23 protein-coding genes and 2 tRNA genes are annotated in these 26,126 nt (G+C 64.3%); 22 read left to right on the top strand and 3 right to left on the bottom strand.

Going from position 1 to position 26,126, the window contains the following annotated elements:
• Positions 1 to 22: 22 nt before the first annotated feature.
• Positions 23 to 853, bottom strand: coding sequence for an outer membrane protein assembly factor BamD (locus tag RBT42_RS01410; protein WP_413785827.1), 831 nt, complete (start codon positions 851 to 853; stop codon positions 23 to 25).
• A 111-nt stretch (positions 854 to 964) separates the two neighbouring features.
• Here RBT42_RS01410 and RBT42_RS01405 point away from each other — a divergent pair, with 111 nt between their 5' ends.
• The 20 genes from RBT42_RS01405 to RBT42_RS01310 all read left to right on the top strand — a co-directional run bounded on the left by RBT42_RS01405 (position 965) and on the right by RBT42_RS01310 (position 22,016).
• A complete protein-coding gene (locus tag RBT42_RS01405) occupies positions 965 to 2,119 on the top strand; it encodes an RluA family pseudouridine synthase (protein WP_320361867.1) in 1,155 nt (384 codons plus the stop codon).
• A 258-nt stretch (positions 2,120 to 2,377) separates the two neighbouring features.
• A complete protein-coding gene (gene scpB / locus RBT42_RS01400) occupies positions 2,378 to 3,148 on the top strand; it encodes an SMC-Scp complex subunit ScpB (protein WP_320361865.1) in 771 nt (256 codons plus the stop codon).
• A complete protein-coding gene (gene rluB / locus RBT42_RS01395) occupies positions 3,145 to 5,190 on the top strand; it encodes a 23S rRNA pseudouridine(2605) synthase RluB (protein WP_320361864.1) in 2,046 nt (681 codons plus the stop codon). The genes scpB and rluB overlap by 4 nt, the downstream gene beginning before the upstream one ends.
• 104 nt (positions 5,191 to 5,294) lie before the next feature.
• A complete protein-coding gene (gene ndk / locus RBT42_RS01390) occupies positions 5,295 to 5,720 on the top strand; it encodes a nucleoside-diphosphate kinase (protein WP_320361862.1) in 426 nt (141 codons plus the stop codon).
• A 30-nt stretch (positions 5,721 to 5,750) separates the two neighbouring features.
• Positions 5,751 to 6,893, top strand: coding sequence for a 23S rRNA (adenine(2503)-C(2))-methyltransferase RlmN (gene rlmN / locus RBT42_RS01385; protein ID WP_320361860.1), 1,143 nt, complete (start codon positions 5,751 to 5,753; stop codon positions 6,891 to 6,893).
• 61 nt (positions 6,894 to 6,954) lie between these two features.
• Positions 6,955 to 7,776: a type IV pilus biogenesis/stability protein PilW gene (gene pilW / locus RBT42_RS01380; protein WP_320361858.1), complete on the top strand. Its 822-nt coding sequence runs from the start codon at positions 6,955 to 6,957 to the stop codon at positions 7,774 to 7,776.
• On the top strand, positions 7,769 to 8,773 hold the full coding sequence (locus tag RBT42_RS01375; protein WP_320361857.1) for a helix-turn-helix domain-containing protein: 1,005 nt from the start codon (positions 7,769 to 7,771) through the stop codon (positions 8,771 to 8,773). Before pilW ends, RBT42_RS01375 begins: the two co-directional genes overlap by 8 nt.
• Entirely contained in the window at positions 8,770 to 10,041 is a 1,272-nt protein-coding gene (gene ispG / locus RBT42_RS01370; protein WP_320361856.1) for a flavodoxin-dependent (E)-4-hydroxy-3-methylbut-2-enyl-diphosphate synthase, read from the top strand. Before RBT42_RS01375 ends, ispG begins: the two co-directional genes overlap by 4 nt.
• 33 nt (positions 10,042 to 10,074) lie before the next feature.
• On the top strand, positions 10,075 to 11,379 hold the full coding sequence (gene hisS, locus RBT42_RS01365; RefSeq protein ID WP_320361854.1) for a histidine--tRNA ligase: 1,305 nt from the start codon (positions 10,075 to 10,077) through the stop codon (positions 11,377 to 11,379).
• 46 nt (positions 11,380 to 11,425) lie between these two features.
• Positions 11,426 to 12,112, top strand: a complete 687-nt coding sequence (locus RBT42_RS01360) for a tetratricopeptide repeat protein (RefSeq protein WP_320361853.1) — start codon at positions 11,426 to 11,428, stop codon at positions 12,110 to 12,112.
• 22 nt (positions 12,113 to 12,134) lie between these two features.
• Entirely contained in the window at positions 12,135 to 13,292 is a 1,158-nt protein-coding gene (bamB, locus tag RBT42_RS01355) for an outer membrane protein assembly factor BamB (RefSeq protein WP_320361851.1), read from the top strand.
• Between the two features lie 21 nt (positions 13,293 to 13,313).
• Positions 13,314 to 14,651, top strand: a complete 1,338-nt coding sequence (der, locus tag RBT42_RS01350; RefSeq protein WP_320361850.1) for a ribosome biogenesis GTPase Der — start codon at positions 13,314 to 13,316, stop codon at positions 14,649 to 14,651.
• Positions 14,652 to 14,754: 103 nt separating this feature from the next.
• The gene (hfq, locus tag RBT42_RS01345; protein WP_300153393.1) at positions 14,755 to 14,994 is read left to right on the top strand and encodes an RNA chaperone Hfq; all 240 of its coding nucleotides are present in this window, start codon (positions 14,755 to 14,757) and stop codon (positions 14,992 to 14,994) included.
• 56 nt (positions 14,995 to 15,050) lie between these two features.
• The gene (hflX, locus tag RBT42_RS01340; protein WP_413785826.1) at positions 15,051 to 16,301 is read left to right on the top strand and encodes a GTPase HflX; all 1,251 of its coding nucleotides are present in this window, start codon (positions 15,051 to 15,053) and stop codon (positions 16,299 to 16,301) included.
• Positions 16,298 to 17,647 carry an FtsH protease activity modulator HflK gene (hflK, locus tag RBT42_RS01335; RefSeq protein ID WP_320361848.1) on the top strand — a complete coding sequence of 450 codons (1,350 nt, stop codon included), beginning with the start codon at positions 16,298 to 16,300 and terminating at the stop codon, positions 17,645 to 17,647. Before hflX ends, hflK begins: the two co-directional genes overlap by 4 nt.
• Positions 17,648 to 17,679: 32 nt before the next feature.
• Positions 17,680 to 18,561: a protease modulator HflC gene (hflC, locus tag RBT42_RS01330; protein ID WP_320361847.1), complete on the top strand. Its 882-nt coding sequence runs from the start codon at positions 17,680 to 17,682 to the stop codon at positions 18,559 to 18,561.
• Positions 18,562 to 18,575: 14 nt separating this feature from the next.
• Positions 18,576 to 18,770 carry a DUF2065 domain-containing protein gene (locus RBT42_RS01325; protein ID WP_320361846.1) on the top strand — a complete coding sequence of 65 codons (195 nt, stop codon included), beginning with the start codon at positions 18,576 to 18,578 and terminating at the stop codon, positions 18,768 to 18,770.
• Positions 18,771 to 18,860: 90 nt separating this feature from the next.
• Complete coding sequence (locus tag RBT42_RS01320; protein WP_320361845.1) at positions 18,861 to 20,054, top strand: ATP phosphoribosyltransferase regulatory subunit; 1,194 nt, start codon at positions 18,861 to 18,863, stop codon at positions 20,052 to 20,054.
• Between the two features lie 39 nt (positions 20,055 to 20,093).
• A complete protein-coding gene (locus tag RBT42_RS01315) occupies positions 20,094 to 21,449 on the top strand; it encodes an adenylosuccinate synthase (protein WP_320361844.1) in 1,356 nt (451 codons plus the stop codon).
• A gap of 45 nt (positions 21,450 to 21,494) precedes the next feature.
• On the top strand, positions 21,495 to 22,016 hold the full coding sequence (locus tag RBT42_RS01310; RefSeq protein WP_320361843.1) for a phosphoribosyltransferase: 522 nt from the start codon (positions 21,495 to 21,497) through the stop codon (positions 22,014 to 22,016).
• 214 nt (positions 22,017 to 22,230) lie between these two features.
• Here the strand turns inward: RBT42_RS01310 and RBT42_RS01305 are convergent.
• Positions 22,231 to 22,315 (bottom strand) — tRNA-Leu (locus RBT42_RS01305).
• Between the two features lie 340 nt (positions 22,316 to 22,655).
• Positions 22,656 to 22,740 (bottom strand) — tRNA-Leu (locus RBT42_RS01300).
• Between the two features lie 119 nt (positions 22,741 to 22,859).
• On the opposite strand from RBT42_RS01300, the gene rnr reads away from it, so the two are divergent.
• Both rnr and rpsB read left to right on the top strand, forming a co-directional pair.
• Positions 22,860 to 25,163 (top strand): ribonuclease R, encoded by a 2,304-nt coding sequence (gene rnr, locus RBT42_RS01295; RefSeq protein WP_413785824.1) that lies wholly within the window; start codon positions 22,860 to 22,862, stop codon positions 25,161 to 25,163.
• Between the two features lie 165 nt (positions 25,164 to 25,328).
• Complete coding sequence (gene rpsB, locus RBT42_RS01290) at positions 25,329 to 26,075, top strand: 30S ribosomal protein S2 (protein ID WP_320361839.1); 747 nt, start codon at positions 25,329 to 25,331, stop codon at positions 26,073 to 26,075.
• The last annotated feature ends 51 nt before the right edge of the window (positions 26,076 to 26,126 follow it).

Below are 26,126 nucleotides of genomic sequence, written 5' to 3'. Positions count from 1 at the left end.
GCCAACGGATCTCAGGGTCGGCTTACCAGAGCTGCCACCAGGGCTTGGCCTCGCCCTTGAGTGTGTCGCCGCTGAGGTAGGCGCTGTCGGGGAAGCTCTGCTTGAGCACGCGCACGGCATCGTCACGCAACTGGACCAGGCCCAGTTGATCGTAAGCGCGCGACATGATGTACAGCGCCTCTTCGATCGCGGGCGACTGCGGATAGTCCTTGATCGCCTGTTGCGCACGGTTGGCCGCTGCCAGGTGGGCGCCGCGACGCAGATAGTAGCGTGCCACGTGCACTTCACCGGCGGCCAGCGAATTGACCACGTGGTTCATGCGCAGGCGCGCATCTTCCGCGTACTTGGACTCGGGGAAGCGGTCGACGACCTGCTTGAACGACTCGTAGGCGTCGCGCGAGGCCTGCTGGTCACGCTCGGACAGGTCCTGGCGTGCCAGGCGGCCGAACAGCCCCAGGTCTTCGTTGAAGTTGATCAGGCCCTGCAGGTAGTAGGCGTAGTCCATCGCCGGGCTGGTTGGGTGCAGGCGGATGAAGCGCTCCAGCTTGGCCAGCGCCTGCGCCTTTTCACCGCTGCGGTAGTAGGCATAGGCCAGGTCCAGCTGTGCCTGCTGGGCCAGCAGCGTGCCGGAGGCCCTCGCTTCCACCTTCTCGAGCATCTTGACGGCGGTCTCGAAATTGCCGTCTGCCTGCTCTTCCTTGGCGTCTGCGTACAATTTGTCGGACTGAATGTTGGCGTACTCGTCTTGTGGCGCGGTACCGCAAGCCGCCAGGGCGGCGCTCAATGCCAGAGCCAGCAGTCCGGTGCGTTGGCCGGTCCAGAAGCGCGAGGATGGGTTCTTCAGCAGTTTCACGTTGAGTTTCTTGCGGATGAGTCCGCTCACAGTCACGCCATACGGCGCCACAATGCGCAGTATAGAAGCCCTGCGCACCTAGTTTGCGCCCACCCTTGTTTTGATTGCCACATGGCCCGATCTCCTCGTTCTGCAGCTGCGCCTGCTTCCCCCGCTTTCGAGCCCGTCCAGACGGACGCCAGTCTCTCGACGCCCCTGCCTGACGATGAGTGGGGGGATGACGAGTCGGGCGAAGACCTGGGGGGGATCGCTGCGACAGCGCCTCGGGCTGAACCCGAGCAGCGCACGCTGGAGGTGCCGCTTTCGGCGCAAGGTCAGCGCCTGGATGCGTTTTTGGCGGCCAGCGTGCCCGAGTATTCGCGCAGCCACCTCAAAACCCTGATTGACGCCGGCTGTGTGCAGGTCAACGGTCAGCCGGCGACCTCGGCGTCGCGCAAGGTGATGCTGGGGCAGGTCCTGACCGTGCTGCTCAAGCCCACGGCCATGAGCCAGGCCTTCGTGCCCGAGCCCATGGACCTTGACGTGGTGTTTGAGGACGAGCACCTCATGGTGATCAACAAGCCGGCCGGTCTGGTGGTGCACCCGGCTGCCGGCAACTGGAGCGGTACCCTGATGAACGGCCTGCTGGCCCATCACGCCGGGGCTGTCGATCTGCCGCGCGCCGGCATTGTGCACCGTCTCGACAAGGACACCAGTGGGCTCATGGTGGTCGGCAAGTCGCTGGTGGCCATCACCGCGCTCAGCCGCGCGATTGCCGCCCGCGAGGTCAGTCGCCAGTACCTGGCGCTGGTGCAAGGCGTTGTGGCCGAGGCCTCCTTCACGGTCGAGTCGTCGATCGGGCGTGACCCGGTCACGCGCGTGCGCATGGCCGTGGTGCCGGCTGGCAAGGCGGCCCGCACCGATGTGAAGCGCCTGCTGTGGGGCGAGTGGGCGCCCGATCAAAGCCATGTGAAGGCCGACGACCGTCGCCCGGCGCGTGCCTACAGCGGGGTCCTGTGTACCTTGCGCACCGGCCGCACCCACCAGATCCGGGTGCACCTGAGCAGCCGTCGCCACCCGCTGGTCGCCGATGCGCTGTATGGCGGCTTGCCGGCCCTGGGCATGACGCGCCAGGCCCTGCATGCCGCGCGCCTGTCCTTCGTGCACCCGATCACCGGTCAGAACCTGCGTTTCGAGGCCCCATTGCCCGATGACATGGCCCAGGCCTGGGCCCTGCTGGAGGCCTCTGCGCACGAGGCCGCACAAAATTTGGCATCTGGTGCATAATGGCAACCCAGATGCAGGGCGAAAAGCCCTGACACCAGTGGCTTTGAGAAAAGCGCGACTGACTGGCCAGTGACTTGAAACGCTGCTGGCCATCGCCTCTGATGAGGCCTCCGTTCAGACTGATGCCCGTGTGCTAGCCCGATCTGGCGGCACACCAGGCTTGAAACGAATATCCCTCTGCGCCGGCCCAACAGCTGGTGTTTGAATTGGTTGGCGTCGCTCCAGGAGCGGGCGTCGTACACCTTCACGATTGAAGAGATGGAAGTCCTCAATCCTCAGGATGCCGAGCGCATCCTGGAAGCCGCACTGCTGTGTGCCAGTCAGCCCATGACGGTGCGCGACCTGCGTCAGCTGTTTGACAACACCGTGTCGGCCGACGCGGTGCGCAGCATGCTGGCCTCGCTGGCGTCGCAATGGGAGGGGCGCGGCGTGGAGTTGCGTGAACTGGCCTCAGGTTGGCGGTTTCAAACCCGCGCCGATGTCCAGGCGCATCTCGACCGGCTTCACCCTGAAAAACCGCCCAAGTACACGCGGGCGACCTTGGAAACCCTGGCCATCATTGCCTACAAACAACCCGTGACGCGGGGTGACATTGAAGACATCCGCGGCGTGACCGTCAGCGCCAACATCATCAAACAGCTCGAGGACCGGGGCTGGGTTGAAGTCATCGGTCACCGCGATGCGCCGGGACGTCCGGCCTTGTTCGCCACGACCCGTCACTTTCTCGACGATCTGGGTCTGGCCTCACTGTCCCAGTTGCCCACCCTGGAAGGCCTGCCGGTCAGTCAGGGCTTGCTGCCCGGCCTCGACGATGTCGGTGCCGCATTTCCTCTGGATGAGGCAGGCGCCGGCGTCGAGCAGGCGTCCATCCTTGAATCCGAACCGGACGCTGTTTCAGCGCCCTCAGAAGCTGCTTCGGCAGACCCCCTTACCGATGCGTCGACCGACATGGTTGGCGCGTCCATGACATCTCCTGATGCGTCTGAATCGCCAGGCCCTGATGTCGCCTCTTTTCCTACCGCATCATGACCACCGAAAACGTGCCCATGCAAGATCCTCAAGAACAGACCCTGGTCACCGACGAGGTGGTCAAACCCAAGCGCGTGCGCCGCACCAAGGCGGCTGAGTCCGTCGAGGGCACTGCGGCGTCGTCGGCCGTCGCCGTCAGCGAGGCCGCGCCGGAGGCCAAGCCCAAGCGGGCGCCTCGCAAGAAGGTCGTGGAGACCGTGTCCGACGATGCCGTGCAGGCCGCACCGCAGGCCGCTGAGGCTGCCGAAGGTGGCGCTGAGCCAGCACCGGTTGCCAAGCCCAAGCGTGCACCGCGCAAGAAGGCTGCCGAGGCCGTGAGCGACGTTGCACCCGCCCCCGAGGCTGCCCCGGCACCCGTGGTTGAGGCCGTGGCCGCTTCGCAAGACGTGGTGGTGGAAGTGGCGCCCGTGAATGCCGCGCCAGAGGGTGAGCAGGCTGAGCGCGCGCCAGAGGCGGTGGCCGCTGAAGGCGAGCGCGCTCCCCGCGGTGAGCGTGGGCGTCGCGAACGCGGTGATCGTGGGGATCGCGGTGAGCGCCGCGGCCCGCGTGCCGACCGTCCGCCGCGCGAAGAGCGTCGCCCACAGGCCGCCGCTGGCGAGGGTGAAGAAGGTGCCGCCGAGGCGCTGGACGCAGGCGGGGCTCAGATGGGTTCGCGCCGTGCGGTCATCGCCGCCGAGCAGGCCACCGAGGTGTTTGCCGAGTTGATCTCGGGCGACTTCGACAAGGAGCGCGAAGAGGCCGAAGAGGCCGCGACCGAAGAAGGCGGCGCCTACAAGCGCGTGCTGCTGCCGGAGCCGGACGCCCCCAAGCTGCAGAAGGTGCTGGCCCAGGCCGGCGTGGGTTCGCGCCGCGACATCGAGCAGATGATCGAAGATGGCCGCATCGAGGTCAACGACCAGGTCGCCCACATCGGTCAGCGCATCTCCTTTGGGGATCGCATCAAGGTCGCCGGCCGTCCGATCAAGGTTCGCATTGCGCCGCCCGCGGCACGCATCCTGGCCTATCACAAGCCGACCGGTGAAGTGGTCACGCACGACGACCCTCAGGGCCGTCCGACCGTGTTCCGTCGCCTGCCGCGTCTGCACAACGGCAAGTGGATGTCGGTCGGCCGCCTCGACCTGAACACCGAAGGCCTGCTGCTGTTCACCAACTCGGGTGAGCTGGCCAACCAGTTGATGCACCCTCGCTTCGGCGTGGAGCGCGAGTACGCCGTGCGCGTGCTGGGCTCGCTGGGTGAAGATGCACGCAACAAGCTGCTGACCGGCGTCGAGATCGACGGCCAGACCGCCTCGTTCGTGTCCATCAGCAACGGTGGTGGCGAAGGCGTGAACCAGTGGTACCGCGTGGTCATCACCGAAGGCCGCAACCGCGAAGTGCGCAAGCTGTTCGACGCCGTGGGCCTGACCGTCAACCGCCTGATCCGTGTGCGTTACGGTGCCATCGTGCTGCCGCGCGGCCTCAAGCGTGGCGTGTGGGTCGAGCTGGGCGAGTCCGACGTGCGCGCGGTCAAGGCCCTGGCCGGCATGGACCGTCAACAAGAGCAAGGCCAAGGAGGCCGCGGCGGCCGTGGGCAACAAAAGCCTGCGAAGCCCCGTCCGGTGCAAGCTGGCGGCCAGGCGCCTCAAGGCCGTGGTCCACAGCAAGGGCAGGGCGGTCGTCCGCAGGGCAAGCCTTTTGGTGGCGAACCCGGCGCCTTCGGCAACAAGCAGCGCCAGGAGCGAGACCGCGATCGTCAGGCCGGCCCGCGCCATGACTCGGAGGACGACGAGCACTTTGCCCGCATCCCGAACCCCCTGGAGCAGACCTTTGACCGTCGCTTCGTGAAGGGTTCCAAGCGCATCACTGCGGGTTTTGGTCGTCCGGACCAGAACCAGGGTCAGGGCGGTCAGGATCGCCAGAAGGGGCCGCGTCAGCCTGATCCGTTGCAAACCTCCGTGGGCTACATCGGCGCCGATGCCTTCTTTGGCAAACCCGGTGGCGGTGGTGGTGGCCGTCGCGGTGGCGGCGGTGGTGGTGGTGGTGGTGGCCGAGGCCGTCGCTGATCCCCTTGCCGGAGGCAGGAAAACATCTTTCACAGACAAGGCTTGGTCATGTCCGCACAGTAGAATGTGCGGTTTTGTCAAGCTCACTGAACCAGGAGAATCACATGGCTATCGAACGTACCCTCTCGATCATCAAGCCCGACGCCGTTGCCAAGAACGTCATCGGCCAAATCATCAGCCGTTTCGAAGGCGCTGGCCTGAAGATCGCCGCTGCCAAGCTGGTGCAACTGTCGCGCGCTGAAGCCGAACAGTTCTACGCTGTCCACGCCGCCCGTCCTTTCTTCAAGGACCTGGTTGACTTCATGATCTCCGGCCCCGTGTTCGTGCAAGTGCTCGAAGGCGAAGGCGCCATCCTGAAGAACCGCGACCTGATGGGCGCCACCGACCCGAAGAAGGCCGAAAAGGGCACCATCCGCGCTGACTTCGCTGACAGCATCGACGCCAACGCCGTCCACGGTTCCGACGCTGCTGAAACGGCTGCAGTCGAAATCGCCTTCTTCTTCCCCGCTCTGAACGTCTACAGCCGCTGAGCTGCCGACCTCGCTGAGAGTTGAAGAAGTATGAGCGCCGTCAACCTGCTGGATTTCGACCTGGATGGGTTGACCGCGTTCTGCGAACAACTGGGTGAGAAGCGCTTCCGCGCCACCCAGCTGTTCCGCTGGATCCATCAAAAAGGTGCGACCGATTTCGATCAGATGTCGGATCTCGCCAAATCGCTGCGCAGCAAGCTCAAGGGTGTGGCCACCCTGCAAGGCTTGTCGGTCATCAGCGAACACGTCTCGTCCGACGGCACCATCAAGTGGCTGTTCGACGTGGGCGCAGGCAACGCCGTCGAGAGCGTTTACATCCCCGAATCCGATCGCGGCACGCTGTGCGTGTCCTCGCAGGCCGGCTGTGCGGTGGGATGCCGTTTTTGCTCGACCGGCCATCAAGGCTTCAGCCGCAACCTCACCACCGGTGAAATCATTGCCCAGCTCTGGCATGCCGAGCATGCGCTGCGCAAGCGCCTGGGCACCACCGAACGCGTCATCAGCAACGTCGTGATGATGGGCATGGGCGAGCCGCTGCAAAACTACAACGCCCTGGTGCCTGCCCTGAAGGTGATGCTCGACGACCATGGCTATGGTCTGTCGCGTCGCCGCGTCACGGTGTCCACCTCCGGTGTGGTGCCGATGATCGAGCGTCTGCAAAAGGACTGTCCGGTGGCCTTGGCGGTGTCGCTGCACGCGCCCAACGACCCGCTGCGTGACGAGCTGGTGCCGCTCAACCGCAAATACCCCATCGATGAACTGCTCACGGCCTGTCAGAACTACCTGACCGCCGCGCCGCGCGATTTCATCACCTTCGAGTACTGCATGCTCGACGGCGTCAATGACACCGACGAGCACGCCCGCCAGCTGATTGCCCTCGTCAAGGGGCGCATCAACTGCAAGTTCAATCTGATTCCCTTCAATCCCTTCCCGGCATCGGGGCTGCTGCGCTCGAACAACGAGCGTGTGCAAGCCTTTGCGCGCATCCTCGCCGACGCCGGCATCGTGACCACCGTGCGCAAGACACGTGGCGACGACATTGACGCGGCCTGCGGCCAACTGGCTGGCGAGGTGCAAGACCGTACCCGTGCGGCGGCACGCATGTTGCGTCAGCCCGTGGCCGTGAAGGTGGCACTGCCCAAAACGGGTGAGCGCAACCGCCACACGCATTGAGCGTGGGTCAGCAGCGTCTGACACCACACTACACTGGCGCTTTTGACAAGGAGATTGCCGCATGAGGACGTTTCGCTCGTTGCTGACTGGTTTGGGGATGGCTGGCCTGCTGGTGGGTACGCTGCATCTGGCCGGCTGTGGGGCCACCATGCCGACGGCGACCGCCGGCAGCCAGGGCGACATCGCCACGGCCTCCGACGAAAGTGAAGTCCGCAAACGTGCGCGCATCCGCATGGAGCTGGCCGCCACCTACTTCAGTCAGGGGCAGTTCACGACCGCCCTCGACGAGCTGAAGCAGGCCGAGAGCATTGACCCGTCCTTGCCCAACACGTACGAGATGCGCGCCCTGATCTACGACGCCATGGGCGACACCGCGCGGACCGAAGCGAACTACCGTGTGGCCATGGACCGCGACCCGAGCAACGGCAGCGTGATCCACAACTACGCTTGGTATCTGTGCCGTCAGGGGAAGTACCCGGCAGCCGACGCCATGTTCGAGCGTGCGTCCAATCTGCCGCAAACGGTGTCCACCAGCAAGACCTTGCTGGCCCGCGGCGTCTGCCAGGTGCGTGCAGGTCTGTATCCCGAGGCGCAGAAAACTTTGGCGCGCTCGTACGAGATCGATCCCACCAATCCGGCGACGGCTTTCAATCTCGCGTCCGTGCTGCACCGCCTGGGTGAGCAGGAGCGCGCCCGTTTCTACATTGCGCGCGTGAACAGCCGCGATGAGCAGATCACGGCCGACTCGCTGTGGCTGGCCACCCGCATCGAGCACCGCATCGGCAACCGTGACGGTGTGCGCGAGTTTGGCGATCAGTTGCGTCGCCGCTTCCCCGCCTCACGTGAGACCAACCTGCTGGAGTTGGGACGATTTGATGACTGAACGTGCTCCCCTCAACCTTGTGACGCCCGATGCGGGGGCTCGCCATGCCGGTGAGTTGCTGCGTCGTGCGCGCGAGGCGCAGGGCCTCACCCTGGATCACCTCGCCAGCCAGATCAAGGTGTCCCCGCTCAAGCTGGAAGCGCTGGAGCAGGGGCGCTACGACAGCCTGGGTGACAGCAACTTCACCCGTGCGCTCGCCCTGACCGTGTGCCGCACCTTGCGCATCGACGCCACCGAGATCCTGGCAGACCTGCCGGCGGCGCAACTGCATTCGCTCAACCAAGGAAAATCGGCGATCAACGCCCCCTTTCGCGACCATGGCAGCGTGCCGACCTTGTTTGACCGAGGGCACCGCCTCAACCTGCGGGCCTTGCTGGCGCCGAAGTGGCTGGTGCCGCTGGTTCTGTTGGCGGCTGCGGCCATCATCTATGCCTTGCCCGAAAGACTGGAGTGGCCAGCCTGGCTGGGCGAGCTGAACGCCGAGGTCGAGACCCAGCTGGCCAGCAGCGAAGACGATCCGGCGTTGCCGCCATCGTCCATGCAGGTTGCGCCCGACCCAGCGGTGCCTGTGGCGCTGCCAGAGGTGGCCAGTGCCGTCGGGGTGGCCGATCCAAGGTCGTTGGCCTTGGACAGTGTCGTGGCCGCGGCCAGCACTGTAGCCAGCGCCGCTGCCAACGAAGGTGGGGCAGCCGTCGCCACCCAGCCCGCTGCCGTGCTCACGTCGCCGGCCCCATCGGCCCTGCCCACGCCCAGCCTGGTTGCGGCACCGGTGAAGATGGTTTTGACCGACCAGTCCTGGATCGAGGTGGTGGACGCCACGGGCGCGAAGCTGTTCTCGCGGATTGCCCGTGCCGGCGAAACCCTGGAGCTGCAGGGGCAGGCGCCGTTCCGTTTGCGCATTGGCAATGCCAGCGCGGTGCAAGTCAGCTTCAAGGGCCAGCCCGTGCCCCTGACCGACATCACACGCAACAATACCGCACGCGTCGAGTTGAAATGACCCTGGAAAACTTCTCCCTCATCGATGTCTCCCGCCCAGCGGCACGGCGCTCTCGCCAGGCGAGGGTGGTGTGGGGTTCACGCGTGGTCACGATCGGTGGCGACGCGCCCGTGCGCGTGCAGTCCATGACCAACACCGACACGGTCGATGTCATCGGTACAGCCATTCAGGTCAAGGAGTTGGCGCTGGCGGGATCCGAACTGGTCCGCATCACGGTCAACACACCTGACGCGGCGGCCGCCGTGCCGCACATTCGCGACCAGCTTGACCGCATGGGCATTGACGTGCCCCTGGTTGGCGACTTCCACTACAACGGCCACCGCCTCCTCACCGAGGTGCCGGCCTGCGCCGAGGCCTTGTCCAAGTACCGCATCAACCCCGGCAACGTGGGCAAGGGCGAGAAGGGCGACAAGCAGTTTGCACAGATGATCGACGTGGCCTTGCGTCACGACAAGCCCGTGCGCATCGGTGTCAACTGGGGCAGCCTCGACCAGGAGCTGCTTGCGGCCATGATGGACGAGAACGCCCGCAGCGCCCAGCCTTGGGATGCCCAGCAGGTCATGTACCAGGCGCTGATCAGCTCGGCCCTGCAGTCGGCCCAGGCCGCGCAGGAGTTGGGCATGAAGCCCGAGCAGATCATCCTGTCGTGCAAGGTCAGCGGCGTGCAGGACCTCATCAGCGTCTACCGTGGCCTGGCCGCCCGTTGTGACTACCCCCTGCACCTCGGGCTGACCGAGGCCGGCATGGGCACCAAGGGCACTGTGGCCTCGGCCACCGCCTTGTCCATCCTGTTGCAAGAGGGCATTGGCGACACGATTCGCGTCTCGCTCACGCCGCAGCCCGGTGAGGCTCGCACGCAAGAGGTCGTGGTGGCGCTCGAAATTTTGCAGGCCCTGGGGCTACGCACCTTCGTGCCCAGCGTCACAGCTTGCCCCGGCTGTGGCCGCACCACCAGCACCACCTTCCAGGAGCTGGCCAAGCAGATCGACGACTTCCTGCGCGCCCAGATGCCCGTCTGGCGCAGCCAGTACCCAGGCGTTGAAAGCCTCAAGGTGGCGGTGATGGGCTGCATCGTCAACGGCCCCGGCGAGAGCAAGCATGCCGACATCGGCATCAGCCTGCCGGGCACCGGCGAGGCCCCGGCCGCCCCGGTGTTCATCGACGGCGAAAAAGCCCTCACCCTGCGTGGCGAGCGGATCGCCGAAGAGTTCCAACAGCTCGTCCAGACCTACATTGATCGCCGTTTTGGCGGGGCCGCACAGGCCTGATCCCTTTCAAGAAAACAAGAAACTGACGCTCTCATGGCAGAAAAGCTGACCGCCATCAAAGGCATGAACGACATCCTGCCGCCGGAATCGGCGCGCTGGGAATGGCTCGAAGACAAGGTGCGGCAACTGATGCGCCGCTACGGCTATCAGAACATGCGCACGCCCATCGTCGAGCCCACCGCCTTGTTCGTGCGTGGGCTGGGCGAAGTCACCGACATCGTCGAAAAGGAGATGTACTCCTTCGAAGACAGCCTCAATGGAGACAAGCTGACCCTGCGCCCCGAAGGCACGGCCGGTTCGGTGCGCGCCATCAATGAGCACAACTTCCTGTACGAAGGCGGTAAGCGCCTGTACTACATCGGCCCCATGTTCCGCCACGAGCGCCCGCAGAAGGGGCGCTATCGCCAGTTCCATCAGGTGGGTGCCGAGGTGTTGGGTTTTGCCGGCCCGGACGTGGACGCCGAGCTGATCCTGATGACGGCAGCCCTGTGGCGCGACCTGGGCCTGAGCATCGGCCAGGATGTCAGCCTGCAGATCAACAGCCTGGGTCAGCCCGATGAGCGCAAGGCCCACCGCGCGGCCCTGATCACCTACCTTGAAGCCAACGCCGACCAACTCGACGAAGAGGCCCGTCGCCGCCTGCACAGCAACCCGCTGCGCATTCTGGACACCAAGAACCCGGCCATGCAGGCCCTGGTTGAAGCGGCACCCAAGCTGATCGACTTCCTGGGTGAAGCATCGCTGGCCCACTTTGGTGCCGTGAAGGTCGCACTGGAGGCCGCAGGTGTGCCTTACCAGGTCAACACCCGACTGGTGCGTGGCATGGACTACTACAACCTCACCGTGTTCGAATGGGTGACCGACAAGCTCGGCGCGCAGGGCACGGTGTGCGGCGGCGGTCGCTACGACGGCCTGATCGAGCAGTTGGGTGGCAAGCCCGCACCGGCTGTCGGCTGGGGCCTGGGCATGGAGCGCCTGTTGCTCCTCCTGCAGGAGATCGGTGTCGAGGCGCCCTCGACCGCCCCTGATGCTTTTGCCATGGTCTTCGCGGGTACGCCCATGCCCACCGTGCTGGCCACGTTGGAAACCCTGCGCGCGCAGGGCGTGCGGGTGTTGCTCAACCCCGCCGGCAAGGATGGCCCGGCCAGCCCGAAGTCGCAGTTCAAGAAGGCCGATGCCAGCGGCGCGCGTTTTGCCCTGGTCTTCGGCCCGGACGAAGTGGCGCAGGGCCTGGTGGCCCTCAAGCCCTTGCGTGACGGCGGCGAACAGACCTCTCTCAAGCTGGCGGACGCGGCCGACTGGGCGCGCACGCTCCTGACGCCGGCAACGGCTTCCTGACCGTCATAATCGACGGCTTCCACCCACCCCTTTCACTTCGGCACACATGGCGACCTACGACAACGAACAGCAGGAACAGCTGGAGCAGTTCAAGCACTTCTGGAAGCAGTACGGCAATCTGATCACCTGGGTGCTGGTGCTGGTGCTGGGTGCCTATGCTGCCTGGACGGGTTACCAGTACTGGCAGCAAAAGCGCGGCCAGGCCGCCGCCGGCCTGTACGAAGAGATGGACCGCGCCGTAAGCGGTGGCAACGCCGACAAGGCTGCCCAGGCCTTTTCGGACCTCAAGAAGGACTACGCCGGCACGACCTATGCCGCGCAAGGGGCTTTGCTGGCCGCCAAGGTGGCGATCGAGCAGCAAAAGACCGACGAGGGCAAGGCCGCCCTGCAGTGGGCGGTCGATGAAGGCAAAAACCCGGACCTGGTGGCGATTGCCCGTCTGCGCCTGTCGGGCGTCCAGATGGACGCGCAGGCCTATGACGACGCCCTGAAGACCCTGTCTGCGGCAGTGCCGGCTGAGTTTGCGCCGCTGGCCGATGACCGTCGCGGTGACATCCTCTCTGCGCAAGGCAAGAAGGACGAGGCCGTCAAGGCTTACCGTTCCGCCTGGGACGCCATGCCTGCGGATGTCGAGTACCGTCGCTTCATCGAAGGCAAGCTGACCGCCCTGGGCGAGCCGCCCGTGCCCGTTGCCGGCCAGGCGTCTTCCGCTGCGGCTTCCTCCGCTTCGTGATCCCTCACCCGAGAGTGACCTCATGACCTTTACGCGTTTCATCCCGGTGTCCTTGTCTCAGCGTGCCACACGCCTGCTTGGTGGCGCACTGACTGCCTTGGCCTTGGCCACGCTCGCCGCTTGTGGCTCCAGCAAGCCTTCGCCAGCGCCGCTGGAATCCCTCAAGCCTGAGGCCAGCCTCACCACGATGTGGTCGCAGCGCGTCGGCTCCGTCAGTGGCGCGCTGACCCTGGCCAGCAGCGCAGGCGTGATCATCACCGCCAGCACCGATGGCGAGGTGGCTGCCTTTGATGCCGCCACCGGTGCCTTGCGCTGGCGTGCTCAGGCCAAGGGGGAGCTGTCCGCAGCCGTCGGCAGTGATGGTCGTCACGCTGCCGTCGTGACCACCGACAACGAACTGCAGGTGTTCGATCAGGGCAAGTGGGTCTGGACCGCGCGCCTGCCCGGCCGTGTCATCACCGCCCCGCTGGTGGCCGGTGAGCGCATCTTTGTGCAGGCTGTTGACCGCAGCGTGCGTGGTTACGATGCCCTCGACGGCCGCTGGCTGTGGCAGTACCAGCGCCCGGGCGGCGAGCCGCTGGCCCTGGCCACTTCGGGTGCCTTGGGCGCCTTCCGTGACACCTTGCTGGTGGGGCAGGGCTCACGCCTCGTCGGCCTGGATCCGCTCCAGGGTACCGTTCGCTTTGATGTGAACGTGGGCACGCCCCGTGGCACCAACGAAGTCGAGCGCCTGGCCGATCTGGTCGGCCCGATGGCCCGCGCCGACGACGAAGTCTGCGTGCGCGCCTTCCAGTTGTCGGTGGCCTGTCTGGAGCTGAACCGTGGCAGCCTGCGCTGGACGCGCCCGCAAGCGGGTGCGCAGGCGGTGGCTGCCAACGAGCGCCTCGTTGTGGGCTCGGACGGTGCTGACCGCCTGACCGCCTGGAAAACCGAGAATGGCGAAGTGCTGTGGCGCGCCGACCGTTTCACGCACCGTGGCCTGAGTGCGCCTGCCATCATTGGCGAGCGCGTGGCGGTGGTCGATGCCGAAGGCTACCTGCACCTGCTGTCGGCTGCCGATGGCCGCACGCTGGCGCGCATCGAGCTCGACAGCGCGGCCGCGGCCGCGCCGCTGGTCGCCAACCAGCTCTTGTACGTGACCACGCGCAAGGGCACCCTGTACGCCTTGCGTGCCAACTGATTTTTTGCTGACTGAGAATTCATGAAACCTGTCATTGCGCTGGTCGGACGACCTAACGTCGGCAAGTCGACGTTGTTCAATCGCCTGACCAAGAGCCGCGATGCCATCGTGGCCGACTTCGCTGGCCTGACCCGCGACCGTCACTATGGTGAAGGCCGCATGGGCTCGCACGAGTTCATCGTCATCGACACCGGCGGCTTCGAGCCCGACTGCACGTCCGGCATCTTCAAGGAAATGGCCAAGCAGACCCGCCAGGCCGTGGCCGAGGCCGATGCCGTCATCTTCGTGGTCGATGCCCGCAACGGCCTGTCCGCCCAGGATCACGACATTGCCCGTTACCTGCGCACCACCAACAAGAAGGTGCTGCTGGCGGCCAACAAGGCCGAAGGCATGAAAGAGGGCATGCAGCTGGCCGAGTTCTACGAGCTCGGCATGGGTGAGCCCATGCCCGTGTCTTCGGCGCACGGCCAGGGCATTCGCTCCCTGCTCGACGAGGCCTTGGCCGACTTCATCGAAGAAGAGGATGAAGACGAAGAGGTGTACGACGACCCGGATCGGCCGATTCGCCTGGCCGTCGCCGGTCGCCCCAATGTGGGCAAGTCCACCCTGATCAACACCTGGCTGGGCGAAGAGCGTCTGGTGGCCTTTGACATGCCCGGCACCACGCGCGATGCTATCAGCGTGCCCTTCGAGCGCGAGGGTCAGAAGTTCGAGCTCATCGACACCGCCGGCCTGCGCCGCAAGGGCAAGGTCTTCGAGGCCATCGAGAAGTTCTCGGTGGTCAAGACTCTGCAGGCCATCTCCGATGCCAACGTCGTGCTGCTGTTGATCGACGCCACCCAGGGCGTCACTGAGCAAGACGCCCACATCGCCGGCTTCGTTCTGGAAGCTGGCCGTGCCGTCGTCATCGCCGTCAACAAGTGGGATGCGGTGGACAGCTATCAGCGCGAATTGCTGATGCGTTCCATCGAGCACCGACTGTCCTTCCTGAAGTTCGCGCCGGTGCTGCACATCTCGGCCATCAAGCGCCAGGGGCTGGGCCCGCTGTGGAAGGCCATCGCCGCCGCCTGGCGTTCAGCCGCCTGCAAGATGCCGACCCCGGTGCTCACGCGCCTGTTGCAGGAAGCCGTGCAGTTCCAGCAACCCAAGAAGGCCGGCGCCTTCCGCCCCAAGTTGCGCTACGCCCATCAGGGCGGGCAGAACCCGCCAGTCATCGTGGTCCACGGCAATTCGCTCGAGCACGTCACCGATGCCTACAAGCGCTTCCTCGAAGGGCGTTTCCGCGAGCACTTCAAGCTCACGGGCACCCCTTTGCGCATCGAAATGAAATCATCCTCGAACCCCTTCATCGGGGAGTGAGGCTCTTTTCCTCTGGCTCAGACCGCGCGCCCCGTCAACCCAAGAGATCGGGGGGACTGTGTTAAGGTCTGGCCTCCAACAGTTTTTCAACACGGAGCATATCGTGAGCAACAAAGGCCAACTCCTGCAAGACCCTTTCCTGAACCTGCTGCGTCGTGAGCACGTGCCAGTCTCCATCTACCTGGTCAACGGCATCAAGCTGCAAGGTCACATCGAGTCTTTCGATCAGTACGTGGTCTTGCTGCGCAACACCGTCACGCAGATGGTCTACAAGCACGCCATCTCGACGGTCGTGCCCGGTCGCGCCGTGAACTTCCACGCTGGCGACACGCCTGAGGCCTGATCCGCTTTGCAGCGGATCTCGGATCTTTTCACCTTGCCTTGCCCAGTACTGACGCCTTGACACCTTCTTCGTCTGCGCCGAACCCGTCCAATGACCCGCGGGTTGTGCTGGTGGGGGTCGACTTCGGCCCCGGTTCTTCCTTTGATCCCACCCTGGACGAACTGGCCTTGCTGGCCGAATCAGCCGGTGATCTGCCGGTGGCCAAGGTCACAGCCAAACGCCGTGCGCCCGATGCGGCCTTGTTTGTCGGCTCGGGTAAAGCCGACGAGATCAAAGAGCTCGTTCAGCTGTATCAGGCCCACGGCGTCCTTTTCGACCAGGCTCTGTCGCCCGCGCAGCAGCGCAATCTGGAGCGCCACCTGGGCGTCGAGGTGCTGGACCGCACCGGTCTGATCCTCGAAATCTTCGGCGCGCGTGCACGCAGCCACGAAGGCAAGTTGCAAGTTGAACTGGCCCGGCTGCAATACCTGTCGACGCGTCTGGTGCGTCGCTGGTCCCACCTGGAGCGACAGCGCGGTGGCGTGGGTCACCGGGGTGGCCCCGGCGAAACACAGATCGAACTCGATCGCCGCATGATCGAGCAGAAGATCAAGTCGCTCAAGCTGCAACTGGCCAAGGTTCAACGCCAGCGCAACACCCAGCGGCGCTCACGAGAGCGCACCGAGACCTTCCGCATTTCGCTGGTGGGCTACACCAACGCGGGCAAGTCCACGCTGTTCAATGCCCTGACCAAGGCAGGCACCTACGCGGCCAACCAGCTGTTTGCCACGCTGGACACCACCACGCGGCAGATGTTCCTGGCCCAGGCGCAGCGCAGCGTGACGCTGTCCGACACGGTCGGCTTCATCCGCGATCTGCCCCACAGCCTGGTCGAGTCGTTCAAGGCCACCTTGCAGGAGGCGGCCGAGGCCGACGTGCTCCTGCATGTGGTCGACGCGGCCAGTCCGGTGGTGCTGGAGCAGATCGACGAAGTGCTGCGCGTGCTCGACAGCATTGGTGCCGGTCAGCTGCCCCAGGTGCTGGTCTTCAACAAGTGCGATTGCCTGCCAGCGCACCAACGTCCCTTGCACCATCGCGACGTGTACGAGCTGCCCTCGGGGCGCCGTTGCCACCGGGTCTTTGTCAGCGCACTCAAAGGCGAAGGACTGGATGTGCTGCGCGATGTGCTCGCTGACGCCGCATTGCATGGCTTGGATGGGGGGCTTGATACCCCGCCTCCGCGCGATCCGCGTTTCGACATGCACAATGCAACCCATGAGCCGGTGCCCGATGTGGCACCTCCAGAAATTCCTACTGACCGATCATGAACATGCCATCTCTGGATGAGGGCCGAAGCCCCGCACCACACCGTCACTGGGTGATGAATGCCGTGTCCCTGGCAGCCAGTCTGCTCGTGGGGGCCGGCCGTCGTCTCACCTGGGTGACCGCCAACGCCGTCAAGCAGGCCATCCCGGGCGTCGCCGGGGGACAGGCCAGCTACAACGGTCGTCAGGACGGCCCGCCGGATCTGGACGAACTCTGGCGCGACTTCAACCGCAAGCTCAGCGGTGTGTTCACCGGCAACAAGGGTGACGGCAACGGCGGCAAGAGCGGTGGTGGCTTCACCCCCGACCCGAAGGGCGCCGGCATTGGCGCCGGACTCATCGCCGGTTTGATCGCGCTGGTGTGGGCTGGCAGCGGTTTCTTCATCGTGCAGGAAGGTCAGCAGGCGGTCGTGATGTCCTTTGGCCGCTTCAGCCACACGGTGGATGCCGGTTTCCAGTGGCGTGCGCCTTACCCCTTCCAGTCGCACGAAATCGTCAACCTCACCCAGTTGCGCTCCATCGATGTGGGCAGCAACTCGGTGTTGCAGGCAACGGCCCTGCGCGACTCCTCCATGCTCACGCGTGACGAGAACATCGTCGACATCCGCTTCACCGTTCAGTACCGACTGGCCGATGCCCGCGACTACCTGTTCGAGAACCGCAGCTCTGACGAGGCCGTACAGCAAGCCGCCGAGTCGGCCGTGCGCGAGATCGTCGGCAACAGCACGATGGACTCGGTGCTCTACGAGCAGCGCGACGCCATCGCCACCGAGTTGGTCAAGTCGATCCAGACCCAGCTCAACAAGCTCAAGGCTGGCGTGACCGTGGTCAACGTCAACGTGCAGAGCGTTCAGGCCCCTGAGCAGGTGCAGGCGGCTTTCGACGACGCCTTCAAGGCCGGCGCTGACCGTGAACGTCTGAAGAACGAAGGCCAAGCCTACGCCAACGACGTGATCCCCAAAGCTCAGGGTACCGCGGCACGACTGCGTGAAGAGGCAGCCGGTTATGCTGCCCGCGTCGTAGCGCAGGCAGAGGGTGACGCCGAACGCTTCAAGTCCGTGCTGAACGAGTACAAGAAGGCCCCTGGCGTGACACGTGACCGCCTCTACACCGACACCATGGCCCAGGTCTACAGCAACGTCACCAAGGTGATGGTGGACAGCCGCCAAGGCTCCAATCTGCTGTATCTGCCTCTGGACAAGATCATGCAGATGTCGGGGGCGGGCGGTAGCGTCGCTGCGGCGCCTGCCGTGGCGGCATCCGAGCCTGTTGCCACCTCCAACCCTGCCGCGTCCGCAGATGCCCGCTCGCGCGACGGCCTGCGCAGCCGCGATCGCGAAGTGCGCTGAGCGCGTCCCACAGCACAGGCAAGGAAACTGACATGAACCGTATTGGCACCATCCTGGTCGGCGCGTTGCTGGCCCTCATCCTCGCAGCCTCCACGCTGTTTGTGGTGGACCAAAGGCAGTTTGCCGTGGTCTACGCACTCGGCGAAATCAAGGAAGTCATCAGCGAACCCGGGCTCAAGGTCAAGATGCCCGCTCCGTTGCAGAACGTGGTCTTCCTGGATCGCCGCATCCAGACGCTCGACAGCCCGGAGTCGCGCCCCATCTTCACGGCCGAAAAGAAGAGCCTGGTGATCGACTGGCTGGTCAAGTGGCGCATCACCGAGCCTCGCCAGTTCATTCGCAACAACGGCGTGGACATCCGCAATGCCGAGAACCGCCTCTCTCCCATCGTGCAGGCTGCACTGAACGAAGAGGTGACCAAGCGCACCGTCGGCGCCATGCTGTCCGCCGAGCGTGAGAAGGTCATGCAAGGCGTGATCCGCCGTCTGGCCGATGACGCCAAGTCCTTCGGCATCGAGATCGTGGACGTGCGCATCAAGCGTGTGGACTTCGTGGCCAACATCACCGAATCGGTCTATCGCCGCATGGAGTCCGAGCGCAAGCGCGTGGCCAACGAACTGCGTTCCACCGGTGGCGCCGAAGGCGAAAAGATTCGTGCCGATGCCGACCGCCAGCGTGAAATCATCGTGGCCGAGGCCTATCGCGACGCCCAGAAGATCAAGGGTGAGGGCGATGCCAAGGCGTCTGCCCTGTACGCCGAGGCCTTTGGCAAGGATCCTCAGTTCGCGCAGTTCTATCGCAGCTTGGAGGCTTATCGTGCCAGCTTCCGCAGCAAGTCGGATGTGATGGTGATCGACCACAACAACGAGTTCTTCAAGGCCATGCGCGGTGCGGGTGCCGCCGCGGCGCGCTGATGGCCGTGCACTGAATGCACGACGCATGGTGGATCGCGCTGGCCCTGGTGCTGGTGCTGGAAGGTCTGATGCCCGCCATCCATCCCCAGGGATGGCGGCGCATGTTCACCCAGTTGCTGCAACTGGACGATCAGCAGATCCGCAAGGTCGGGCTGCTGAGCATGGTGCTCGGGCTGGTGTTGTTGTGGGGGCTTCAGGCGCTGTCCTGAGCTGTCCCGCACGGGAATGATCAACTTGGGCTGTCCAAGTTTCATCAGACACCGGTAGAATCTCGTTTTTAACCCCCCACACGTTTTCTTATGTCGTCTGCTTGGCTGTTGCCAGAGCACATTGCTGACGTTTTGCCTGCGCAGGCGCGTCGCGTGGAAGAGTTGCGTCGGGTCTGGCTCGATGCGGCTCGCTGCTACGGGTATGAACTCGTGATGCCTCCCATGCTGGAGCACTTGGAGTCCCTGCTGTCCGGTACCGGACATGCCCTGGGCCTCAAGACGTTCAAGCTGGTCGATCAACTCAGCGGGCGTACCCTGGGCCTGCGCGCCGACACCACGCCCCAGGTGGCGCGCATTGATGCGCACCTGCTCAACCGCGAGAGTGTGACCCGTTTGTGCTACTGCGGTCCGGTGTTGCACACCCGCCCTGAAGGCCCGCACGCCACGCGCGAGCAGCTGCAATTGGGCGCCGAGATCTATGGCCACGCCGGGCTGGAAGCCGACCTCGAAGCTGCCGAACTGGCGCTCGAAGGTTTGAAGGTATCCGGTCTCCAGGGGCTGGTCGTCGACTTCGCCGATGTACGGCTGGTGCAAGGCGTGCTGGCCGGCCTGGGGGTGTCGAATCTCGAGCCCGCGCTGCACGACGCCCTGGTCGAGGCCTTGACCAACAAGGACGTTGCCACCTTGCGTGATCTGTCGGGGCAGGGCGCCTTGCGTCAGGCTCCTGACGCGGCCAAGGTCCTGGTCAGCCTGACCACCTTGTTCGGTGGCGTCGAAGTGCTGGCCCGTGCCCGTGCCGTGCTGCCCGCGCATGAACTGGTTCACCAGGCCCTGACCGACCTGACTTGGCTTGCCGAGCACCTGCAGACCTCCCATCCGGATGTCAGCATCGGCTTCGACCTCTCCGATTTCAGTGGCTACGCTTATTACAGCGGCATCCGCTTCGCGGTGTACGGTGCGGGTCATGCCAACGCACTGGTGCGTGGCGGACGTTATGACGAGGTCGGCGCCGTGTTTGGCCGCCGTCGCCCGGCCGCCGGCTTCAGCCTGGATCTGAGGATTCTTGTTGACCTGCTGGCCAGCCACCAGGAGCAGGCCGCCCACACGGCGGTCCGTGCGCCTTGGGGCAGTGATCCTGCTTTGCGGCAGGCCATCCGCGAACTGAGAGGGCAGGGCCACACCGTGGTGTGTGTGCTGCCCGGACATGAACACGACGTCCAGGAATTTGACTGCGATCGCGAACTCGCGCTCGTCGATGGACGCTGGTCGGTGCGCGCGCTCTGAAGCGCGCCCGATCCATTTTTTGCGAAACAGGATTCCGCCATGCAAAGCACTTCCGCGTCGGCTCGCCCCGGCAACGCATCTGCCCGCAACGTTGTTGTCGTCGGCACCCAATGGGGTGACGAAGGCAAAGGCAAGGTTGTGGACTGGCTGACCGACCATGCGGCCGCTGTGGTCCGCTTCCAGGGCGGTCACAACGCCGGTCACACCTTGGTGATCAACGGCAAGAAGACGGCCCTGCAGCTCATCCCTTCAGGGATCATGCGCGAGGGCGTAGCTTGCTACATCGGCAACGGTGTGGTGGTTGACCCCACCCACCTGCTCTCTGAGATCGAGCGTCTGGAGGCCGCAGGCCTGAACGTGCGTTCGCGCCTGTTCATCAGCGAATCTTGCCCGATGATCCTGCCTTTCCACGTGGCCGTGGACAAGGCGCGTGAAGCCCTGCGCGAGACCAGCGGTGGCGGCAAGATCGGCACCACCGGCAAGGGCATCGGCCCGGCCTACGAAGACAAGGTGGCACGTCGCGCCCTGCGCCTGCAAGACCTCAAGCACCCCGAGCGTTTCGCCGCCAAGCTCAAGGAACTGCTGGAGCTGCACAACTTCTCGCTCAAGGGCTTCCTGAAGGGCGACGAGCTCGCCTTCCAGCCCATCTATGACGAGGCCATGAAGGCCGCCGAGCAGATCCTGCCGATGCTGGCTGACGTCGGTGTGCGCATCCATGCCCACACCCAGGAAGGTGGCAGCGTGCTGTTCGAAGGCGCCCAAGGCACCTTGCTCGACGTCGATCACGGCACCTATCCTTACGTCACGTCCAGCAACTGCGTGGCTGGCAATGCCTCGGCTGGCTCGGGCGTGGGCCCGGACAAGCTGCACTACATCCTGGGCATCACCAAGGCCTACACCACCCGCGTCGGCAGCGGCCCATTCCCCACCGAACTCGACTGGGAGACGCCCGGCACGGTGGGCTGCCACCTGGCCACGGTGGGCCAAGAGCGTGGCACGGTCACAGGTCGCGCCCGTCGCTGCGGCTGGCTGGACGCCGCTGCGCTCAAGCGCTCGGTGCTGATCAACGGCATCACCGGGATCTGCCTGACCAAGCTCGACGTGCTCGACGGTCTCGACGAGATCAAGGTGTGCACCGGCTACATGCTGCGCGGTGAACGCGTGGACATCCTGCCGCTGGATGCCGACGACATCGTGGCCTGCGAGCCCATCTACGAAAGCTTCCCGGGCTGGGAGGGCACGACCTTCGGCATCACCGAGTGGGACAAGCTGCCGGCCAATGCACGCGCATATCTGCAGCGCGTGGAGGCGTTCATCGGCGCTCCGATCGACATGGTGTCCACGGGCCCCGATCGCGACCACACCATTTTGCTGCGCCATCCCTACAAGGGTTGAGGCGCGTTGCCACGATTCACTCTGCCACCCGCCAAAGGAATCCCCATGCTCACCGACGATGGCAAGCACCTGTATGTCTCCTGGGAGGAGTACCACCAACTGATCGAGCGTCTGGCACTGAAGGTGCACGCTTCGGGGTGGGGGTTTGACCAGATCCTCTGCCTGGCGCGTGGTGGCCTGCGTCCGGGTGACATGATCTCGCGCATTTTTGACCGTCCGTTGGGCATCATGTCCACCAGCTCTTACCGCGATGACGGTGGCACCTTGCAGGGTCGCCTGGACATGGCGAAGTACATCACCATGCCCAAGGGTGAGCTGGCCGGCCGCGTGCTGCTGATCGATGACCTCGCGGATTCGGGCGTGACTTTGCGTGCGGTGGTCGATCGTCTGCGCGCCATGCCTGCCATCACCGAATTGCGCTCGGCGGTCATCTGGGTCAAAGGGGTGTCGACCTACACGCCCGACTACCATGTGGAGTCGCTGCCGACCAGTCCCTGGATTCACCAGCCTTTTGAAGAGTACGACACGCTGCGCCCTGAGGCGCTGCTCAAGCGCTACAAGGTCTGAGCGCGGCAGCGTCGCCCTTGGTGGGGGAGACCTCACAGCCAAGCAGCCTTCGGGCTGCTTTTTTTCCGCCTGGCGCGGCATGAGGGGAAAAGAAGGGCGGCTGCCCTCTGATGAGGCCTGGGCCGTTGAAGGCGGTGCTGCCTGTGACTGTGTGTGGGCAGTTTGATCAGGCAAAGAAAAAGCCGCTTGATCGAAGATCAAGCGGCTTTTCAATTGGTGCCCAGGAGAGGACTCGAACCTCCACGGAGTTACCCGCTAGTACCTGAAACTAGTGCGTCTACCAATTCCGCCACCTGGGCAGGTACTTTGTTGACTTGGCTTCGTTGCCGTCGCCGTGTCGAGAACGTAAATATAGCATTGTTTTGGAGCCCGTGTCCAATATCGGCGCGGTGGCGCAACGATGTCAGCTTTGTGCAACAAAAGACGTCAAGCGCAGGGGACGTGTCGCAAGGGGGTGCTTGGTGTACCCTGTGACGGTGTGCAGCATGTTGCGTTTGCCCCTCGCTTGTTCCTCATCGCCAGATGCGAGTGATGTGTTGCGCAACTGCGTGTCAGGCATCCTCGGCATTCCAGTCATGCTGCTTGGCCGCATCAGACAAAGAAAAAGCCGCTTGACACAAGGTCAAGCGGCTTTTCAATTGGTGCCCAGGAGAGGACTCGAACCTCCACGGAGTTACCCGCTAGTACCTGAAACTAGTGCGTCTACCAATTCCGCCACCTGGGCAGGTACTTTTTACACTGTAGGCGCTGCAACAAATATGTTGTTGCGTCATCAGCGAAGAGTTGAATTCTAGCATCAAAATAAGACCCATGACAACATCCGCACCACAAATTTTGGGCCTCATGAGTGAAATCGTCGGCACGGTACAAGGTCACCGTGACGGACATGGCTTCGTTCAGGCCGATGACGGGGACGCCAGCGTCTTCTTGCCCCCTCAGGAGATGCGTTCGGTCATGCACCGCGATCGTGTGAAGGTGCGTGTGGTCCGCTTCGACCGCCGTGGCCGCCCGGAAGGTCTGGTGCTGGAGATCATCGAACGCCGCAAGACGCCCATCATCGGTCGACTGCTGCAAGAGGGCGGAGCCTGGCTGGTGGCGCCGGAAGATCGGCGCTTTGGCCAGGACATCCTGATTTCGCCGAAAGGCACCGCGAATGCGGAGCCGGGGCAGGTGGTGGCGGTCGAGTTGACCGAGGCGCCGTCCTTGCTGGCCAAGCCGGTTGGGCGCGTCGTGGAGGTGCTCGGCGGCATCGACGACCCTGGCATGGAAATCGAGATTGCCGTGCGCAAGTACGAAGTGCCGCACCGTTTCAGCGACGCCACACTGGCGCAGGCTGCCAAGCTGCCCGAGAAAGTGCGTGCCACAGACAAGAAGCAGCGCATCGACCTGACCGATGTGCCTCTGGTGACGATTGACGGAGAGGATGCGCGTGACTTCGACGATGCGGTGTACTGCGAGCCCGCCACCATCGGGCGCGCCAAGGGTCCCAACGGCTGGCGACTGATCGTGGCCATCGCCGACGTGAGTCACTACGTCAAGCCGGGCGAGGCGCTGGACCTGGACGCGTACGAGCGCGCGACCTCGGTGTACTTCCCGCGCCGCGTGATCCCGATGCTGCCGGAGAAGCTCTCCAATGGCCTGTGTTCGTTGAACCCGGATGTTGAGCGCCTGTCAATGGTGTGCGACATGCTGGTCAACGCGGAGGGGGATGTGCATGCCTACCAGTTCTACCCGGCGGTGATCCGCTCTCACGCCCGGCTGACCTACACCGAAGTGGCCACCATCCTGGGCAACACCCGTGGGCCGGAGGCGCTGCGCCGGCCCGAACTGGTGCCGCATCTCCTGCACCTGCACGAGGTCTACCGTGCGCTGCTGAAGTCGCGCTCCGGCCGTGGGGCGGTCGACTTTGACACCACCGAAACTCAGATCGTCTGCGACGACAACGGTCGCATCGCCAAGATCGTGCCGCGTGTGCGCACCGATGCGCACCGTTTGATCGAGGAGTGCATGCTGGCTGCCAACGTGTGCTCCGCCGACTTCATCACGCGCGCCAAGCATCCGTCGCTGTTCCGCGTCCACGAGGGGCCGACACCCGAGAAGCGGCAGTTGCTGAAGAACTATCTGAAGGCGCTGGGCCTGGGCTTGTCCCTGGGGGAGGAGCCGCAACCGGGCGACTACCAGGCGATTGCGCAGGCGGTGAAAGATCGCCCCGACGTCACGCAGATCCACACGATGATGCTGCGCTCCATGCAGCAGGCCATCTATACCCCGACCAACAGCGGTCACTTCGGTCTGGCCTACGAGGCCTACACCCACTTCACGAGCCCCATCCGCCGCTATCCGGATTTGCTGGTGCACCGCGTGATCAAGGCCTTGCTGGGCCGTGGGCGCTATGACCTGAAGTTGCCAGCCGTGCAGCACCAGGTCGGCAATGTGAAGCGCAAGCCTGGTGGCACGCGGGGCGCGCCCAGCAAGGGTCTGCCGGCGGCGCCGACCAAGGCGGTCGCCCGGCTCAAGTTGCCGCCCGCCGAGGCGGCGGCGTGGGAGACCGTCGGCATTCATTGCAGCGCCAACGAGCGCCGGGCCGATGAGGCCTCCCGCGATGTGGAAGCCTGGCTCAAGTGCATGTTCATGCGCGAGCGGCTGGGCGAAGAGTATGGCGGCACGGTGAGCGCCGTGACCAGCTTTGGTCTGTTCGTGCAACTCGATGGCCTGTACGTCGAGGGCCTGATTCATATCACCGAGCTGGGTGGGGAGTACTACCGGTTTGACGAAACGCGTCAGGAACTTCGCGGCGAGCGTACCGGTACGCGCTATGTGGTGGGGTCTCGCGTGCTGGTGCAGGTCAGCCGCGTCGACCTCGATACCCGCAAGATCGATTTCCGCCTGGTGCGCGAGGCGGGCGAAGAGCGCGCCGGCTCGGGGTTGGGGCGAAAGCGCAGTCGTGGCGCGGACAAGGATTGGGTCGAGCCTGGTGCGGCCCAAGAGGCCTTGGCCGAGGTGCGCCAGGCCGACCATGAGGTGAAGCGGGCGGGTAAGGCGGCCAGGGGTGCTGGCAAGGGTCGCACGCGAGCGGCGGCGCCGGTTGCGGTGCCGGGTAAGACCGGCAAGGGAGGCTCAGGCAAGGGGTCCCGTGGCAAGCGTTGAGGTGGCTTGGATGGGTTGCTGATTCCGTGCTAGAATGTCAGAGTTTGCCCGAATCCCCGGGTAGATTTTGACAATCACGAAATCGGCAATCCAAGGTGTTGCAGCAGGCTCGCAGAGCAGGTTGTGATCGCTGTCGATTTCCAGATCCAACCTCTGGAGCAATTCATGTCCGTATCCATGCGCGAAATGCTGGAAGCCGGTGTCCACTTCGGTCACCAAACCCGCTTCTGGAACCCCAAGATGGCCCCGTACATCTTCGGTCATCGCAACAAGATTCACATCATCAACCTCGAGAAGACGCAGCCCGCCTTCGAAGAGGCTCTGAAGTTCATCAAGCAGCTGTCGGCTCGCCGCGGCACCGTGATGATGGTCGGCACCAAGCGTCAATCGCGTGACACCATCGCCCTGGAAGCCGAACGCGCAGGCGTGCCTTACGTCAACCAGCGCTGGCTGGGTGGCATGCTGACCAACTTCAAGACCGTCAAGGGCTCCCTCAAGAAGCTGAAGGACATGCAGGCCGTGGTGGAAACCGGTCTGGACAACCTGAAGAAGAAGGAAGGCCTGCTGTTCCAACGTGACCTGGCCAAGCTGGAAAAAGACATCGGCGGCATCCAGGACATGGCTGTGTTGCCTGACGCCATCTTCGTGATCGACGTCGGTTATCACAAGATTGCCATCGCCGAAGCCAAGAAGCTGGGCATCCCCGTCATCGGCGTGGTTGACACCAACCACTCGCCCGAAGGCATCGACTATGTCATTCCCGGTAACGACGACTCCTCCAAGGCTGTGGCGCTGTACGCCAAGGCCGTGGCTGACGCCATCCTGGAAGGCAAGGCCAACGCCGTGAACGAAGTCGTGGCCGCAGCTTCTGCTGGCGACGACGAATTCGTGGAAGTCAACGAAGCCGTTTAAGGCTCCTTGATTTCGCAAGAAGGGGCTGACGATCAGCCCCTTTTTTTAACA

It is taken from the genome of Aquabacterium sp. (assembly GCF_034003525.1).
Lineage (GTDB): Bacteria > Pseudomonadota > Gammaproteobacteria > Burkholderiales > Burkholderiaceae_C > Aquabacterium.
This window is presented reverse-complemented; position numbering and strand designations above follow the sequence as displayed.

Bases quoted from the DNA above. Each gene is read 5' to 3' on its own strand.
- rpsB (WP_320361839.1), top strand. From the start codon at position 25,329: ATGTCCGTATCCATGCGCGAAATGCTGGAAGCCGGTGTCCACTTCGGT.
- hisS (WP_320361854.1), top strand. From the start codon at position 10,075: ATGGCAGAAAAGCTGACCGCCATCAAAGGCATGAACGACATCCTGCCG.
- RBT42_RS01325 (WP_320361846.1), top strand. From the start codon at position 18,576: ATGCACGACGCATGGTGGATCGCGCTGGCCCTGGTGCTGGTGCTGGAA.
- RBT42_RS01320 (WP_320361845.1), top strand. From the start codon at position 18,861: ATGTCGTCTGCTTGGCTGTTGCCAGAGCACATTGCTGACGTTTTGCCT.
- bamB (WP_320361851.1), top strand. From the start codon at position 12,135: ATGACCTTTACGCGTTTCATCCCGGTGTCCTTGTCTCAGCGTGCCACA.
- RBT42_RS01315 (WP_320361844.1), top strand. From the start codon at position 20,094: ATGCAAAGCACTTCCGCGTCGGCTCGCCCCGGCAACGCATCTGCCCGC.
- RBT42_RS01360 (WP_320361853.1), top strand. From the start codon at position 11,426: ATGGCGACCTACGACAACGAACAGCAGGAACAGCTGGAGCAGTTCAAG.
- der (WP_320361850.1), top strand. From the start codon at position 13,314: ATGAAACCTGTCATTGCGCTGGTCGGACGACCTAACGTCGGCAAGTCG.
- RBT42_RS01375 (WP_320361857.1), top strand. From the start codon at position 7,769: ATGACTGAACGTGCTCCCCTCAACCTTGTGACGCCCGATGCGGGGGCT.
- ispG (WP_320361856.1), top strand. From the start codon at position 8,770: ATGACCCTGGAAAACTTCTCCCTCATCGATGTCTCCCGCCCAGCGGCA.
- rluB (WP_320361864.1), top strand. From the start codon at position 3,145: ATGACCACCGAAAACGTGCCCATGCAAGATCCTCAAGAACAGACCCTG.
- ndk (WP_320361862.1), top strand. From the start codon at position 5,295: ATGGCTATCGAACGTACCCTCTCGATCATCAAGCCCGACGCCGTTGCC.
- scpB (WP_320361865.1), top strand. From the start codon at position 2,378: ATGGAAGTCCTCAATCCTCAGGATGCCGAGCGCATCCTGGAAGCCGCA.
- hflK (WP_320361848.1), top strand. From the start codon at position 16,298: ATGAACATGCCATCTCTGGATGAGGGCCGAAGCCCCGCACCACACCGT.
- RBT42_RS01405 (WP_320361867.1), top strand. From the start codon at position 965: ATGGCCCGATCTCCTCGTTCTGCAGCTGCGCCTGCTTCCCCCGCTTTC.
- RBT42_RS01310 (WP_320361843.1), top strand. From the start codon at position 21,495: ATGCTCACCGACGATGGCAAGCACCTGTATGTCTCCTGGGAGGAGTAC.
- pilW (WP_320361858.1), top strand. From the start codon at position 6,955: ATGAGGACGTTTCGCTCGTTGCTGACTGGTTTGGGGATGGCTGGCCTG.
- hflC (WP_320361847.1), top strand. From the start codon at position 17,680: ATGAACCGTATTGGCACCATCCTGGTCGGCGCGTTGCTGGCCCTCATC.
- rlmN (WP_320361860.1), top strand. From the start codon at position 5,751: ATGAGCGCCGTCAACCTGCTGGATTTCGACCTGGATGGGTTGACCGCG.
- rnr (WP_413785824.1), top strand. From the start codon at position 22,860: ATGAGTGAAATCGTCGGCACGGTACAAGGTCACCGTGACGGACATGGC.